This is a genomic window from Rhodococcus sp. EPR-134, from assembly GCF_001647205.1.
Classification (GTDB): Bacteria; Actinomycetota; Actinomycetes; order Mycobacteriales; family Mycobacteriaceae; genus Rhodococcus_F; species Rhodococcus_F qingshengii.
Window position 1 is genome coordinate 1 of record NZ_LVCT01000798.1, and the last position, 3,659, is coordinate 3,659.

Annotated in this window: 4 protein-coding genes; all 4 read left to right on the forward strand. The window is 62.9% G+C overall.

Annotation, left to right across the window (positions count from 1 at the left end):
• Position 1 precedes the first annotated feature (1 nt).
• Positions 2 to 742 carry an ABC transporter permease gene (locus A2J01_RS34225; protein ID WP_064114453.1) on the forward strand — a complete coding sequence of 247 codons (741 nt, stop codon included), beginning with the start codon at positions 2 to 4 and terminating at the stop codon, positions 740 to 742.
• A gap of 31 nt (positions 743 to 773) precedes the next feature.
• The gene (locus A2J01_RS34230; protein ID WP_064114454.1) at positions 774 to 2,120 is read left to right on the forward strand and encodes an LLM class flavin-dependent oxidoreductase; all 1,347 of its coding nucleotides are present in this window, start codon (positions 774 to 776) and stop codon (positions 2,118 to 2,120) included.
• Positions 2,117 to 3,349: an MFS transporter gene (locus A2J01_RS34235; RefSeq protein ID WP_042451237.1), complete on the forward strand. Its 1,233-nt coding sequence runs from the start codon at positions 2,117 to 2,119 to the stop codon at positions 3,347 to 3,349. Before A2J01_RS34230 ends, A2J01_RS34235 begins: the two co-directional genes overlap by 4 nt.
• A 13-nt stretch (positions 3,350 to 3,362) precedes the next feature.
• A partial coding sequence (locus A2J01_RS34240; protein ID WP_156519487.1) for an LLM class flavin-dependent oxidoreductase occupies positions 3,363 to 3,659 on the forward strand: 297 nt, incomplete at its 3' end.

A 3,659-nucleotide genomic window follows, 5' to 3' on the forward strand; every position in this document is an offset into this window, starting at 1 on the left:
GATTGCCAAGCCGTCGATTGCGATCGCGATCTTCCTCGGGATCTGGGAAGCGGCACCTCGGCTCGGGCTGGTGGACAAGGTCTTCCTCCCGCCCTTCACCGAAGTTGTGTCCGCATTCTTCACTCTCGCCGAGAACGGACAATTGCAAGAGCATGTTTCGGCCAGTCTGACGCGTGCGCTGACCGGATTCTTCGTGGCCATCGCGATCGCGATTCCGTTGGGAATCGCGATCGCCTGGTACCGCCCGGTCTCCGACTTCCTCAACCCGATTCTCGAATTGTTCCGCAACACAGCAGCCTTGGCTCTGCTTCCCGTCTTCGTGCTGATTCTCGGAATCGGTGAGGAATCGAAGATCGCCCTGGTGATCTACGCCTGCACCTTCCCGATTCTGCTCAACACGATCTCCGGTGTGCGAACAGTGGACCCCCTGCTGATCAAGTCCGCTGCCTCGCTGGGGTTCTCCTCGATTCGGCTGTTCCAGAAGGTGGTTCTGCCCGCCGCTGTTCCCACGATCTTCACGGGTATCCGCATGGCAGCCGCGTCGTCGATTCTCGTGCTGATCGCCGCCGAAATGGTCGGGGCCAAAGCCGGTCTCGGGTATCTGATCACCGCTTCACAACTCAACTTCCAGATCCCGAACATGTACGCGGGCATCGTCGCGATCTCGTTGTTGGGTCTGACAATCAACGCGATTCTGGTCCTGATCGAACGTCGGCTCTCGCGCTGGCGCGTCACCACCTGACCACACATTCACGGAAAGATTCTGCGAACTCATGTCCGAACGACAATTTCATCTGAACGCCTTCCTGATGGGCGTCGGCCATCATGAGGCGGCGTGGCGCCACCCACGCACAAATGCGGCCAACCTCCTGGACGTCAAGCACTTCCAGGAATTGGGGAGAATCGCCGAGCGTGGAAAGCTGGACTCGGTGTTCTTCGCCGACGGTCTAGCAGTCGGCCCGCGGGTCAAGTACAACACCCAGGCGATCTTCGAACCCGTCACCTTGCTGTCGGCGATCGCGGCGGCCACCGACAAGGTGGGGCTGATTGCAACCGCGTCGACCAGTTACAGCGATCCGTACACTCTGGCAAGGAAGTTCGCTTCCCTCGATCACATCAGTGGCGGACGAGGCGGGTGGAACATCGTGACGTCGGCCGGCGCCGACGAGGCCGCGAACTTCGGCCTCGATGCGGTACCGACGCACAGCGGTCGTTACGAGCGCGCCGAGGAGTTTCTCGACGTGACGCTCGGACTCTGGGACAGCTGGGAAGAGGGGGCAGTTGTCCTGGACGAAGAGACCGGAATCTTCGCCGATCCTGATCGTGTCCATCGCATCGACCATGACGGTCAACGATTCACGGTGGCTGGCCCGCTCAATTCGCCGAGGTCTCCACAGGGACGTCCGATGCTTGTACAGGCCGGTTCCTCCGAGAGCGGTAAGGATTTCGCGGCGAGGTATGCCGAGGCCGTGTTCACCGCTCAACGAACACTCGAGCAGGGGCAGGATTTCTACACCGACCTCAAAGCGCGGCTGATCAAGTACGGGCGTAGTCCCGACGAGATCAAGGTGCTGCCAGGCATCGTTCCCTTCATCGCGGATACGGAAGAAGAAGCCAAGGCACTGGAGCAGTCGTTCACGGATCTCATCTCACCTGAGTACTCGCTGCGCCAACTCTCGAACATGGTGGGCGTCGACCTCACCGAGCATTCGCTGGATGCCCCGCTGCCACCGTTGCCGGACATCGATCGCATCCAAGGAAACAAGAGTCGATACCAGCTCGTCAAAGACCTTGCAGAGAGCGAAAACCTCACCGTCCGTGAACTGATCGGCAAACTCGGCGGTGGCCGTGGGCATCGGACATTTGCCGGGACACCGGAGCAGGTCGCGGACGAGTTGACCGAATGGTTCGACAAGGGCGCCGCGGACGGCTTCAACATCATGCCGCCCTATCTGCCTGGAGGGCTCGAGGTGTTCGTCGACCGGGTCGTGCCGATTCTGCAGGCGCGTGGGATCTTCCGGACCGAATACACGGAATCCACCCTGCGGGGTCACTACGGCCTCGATCGTCCGGCGAATCGGTTTTCGCGGGCCGCTGACGCGGCAGAAGTGAGCGCGTGACGGAAACACTGCCCAAGGAACAGCCGGCGATTGCCGGTCTCAAGCCACTCGTCACAACGGTTTTCGTACCGGCGGCCATCTTCGGGATCGGTCAGGGAGCGGCTGCCCCCATCATGGCCGTCACCGCGCGCGACCTGGGTGCATCGGTTGCCGTCGCCGGCCTGATCGTTGCACTCGGTGGTTTGGGCGCCGTACTCGGTGACCTCCCCGCCGGCAGGATCGTGTCGCGTTTCGGTGAGCGCAGGTCGATCATCGGCGGAAGTTCCTTGGGTGCAACAGGAGTGGTGATTTGTCTCCTTGCGCAGACTCCGTGGATGCTCGGTATCGGCGCACTGTTGACCGGATTGGCGAATGCGGTGTGGGGCCTTGCGCGGCAGAGCTACCTCGCCGAGACCGTGCCACTCGGTCTTCGGGCCCGAGCAATGTCGTCGTTCGCCGCGATGTGGCGGTTGGGTTTCTTCCTGGGACCGCTCATCGGGGCCGGCGTGATTCTCCTGGTGGGAGCGCGCGGAGGATTCCTCGTCCAGTTGGTGGGCGTCGTGCTCGCCGGGGCGCTGATGGCCCGCGTTCCCGACCCGCCACGAAAGGTGCAGGCAGGCAACAGCGATCACGGACACGTCACGCTCCCGGAGATCCTTCGCCGTCATCGTGCCGCTCTGTCGACGCTCGGGACAGGCTCCCTTCTGATGGGCGCCGCCCGCGCTTCGCGTGAGGCCGTTCTTCCATTGTGGGCATTGCACCTCGGATTGGATGCAGCCCAGGTGAGTGTGATCTTCGGTATCGGTGCGGCCGTGGACCTGCTGTGCTCGTACCCGGCCGGACACATCATGGACCGATACGGCCGCAGGCTGGTCGCGGTGCCTTCGCTGACGGTGATCGGTGTGTCGTACCTACTGTTGCCGTTCTCGACGGGTGCAGTGGGATTGACCGTGGTCGCTGTCGTGATGGGGATCGGCAACGGACTGGGCAACGGCGTGATCATGACCCTCGGTGCCGATATCGCCCCGCCCGAAGAACGCGCCGAGTTCCTCGCTGCATGGCGATTGACTCACGACACCGGCATGTTCGGTGGGCCGCTCGCGATCGGTCTACTCGCCGCGGTGCTCCCACTCGGGTGGGCATTCGCCGCCCTGGGCGCGACGTCGTTCGCCGGCGCGGCGATGATGTTCCGCTTCATTCCGGTCTACTCTCCGCGGGTGTCACCCCGGTCGCGCGTCGGGAAACTGTAGGTAGGCTCGCTACATGCGATTCGGACTGTTCGTACCTCAAGGCTGGCGTCTGGACCTGGTCGGCATCGACCCCGCGAAGCAGTGGGAGGTGATGCGAGACTTCACGCTGCGCGCGGAGGCAGGGCCGTGGGAGTCGGTGTGGGTCTACGACCACTTCCACACCGTTCCCCAGCCGACGGAAGAAGCGACTCACGAGGCGTGGACGTTGATGGCCGCACTCGGTGCATCGACGTCGCGTATCCGACTCGGCCAGATGTGTACCGCCATGAGCTACCGAAACCCGGCGTACCTCGCCAAGGTCGCCGCGACC

Excerpts from the sequence above, each read along its gene's own strand:
- A2J01_RS34230 (WP_064114454.1), top strand. The coding sequence starts at position 774 with ATGTCCGAACGACAATTTCATCTGAACGCCTTCCTGATGGGCGTCGGC.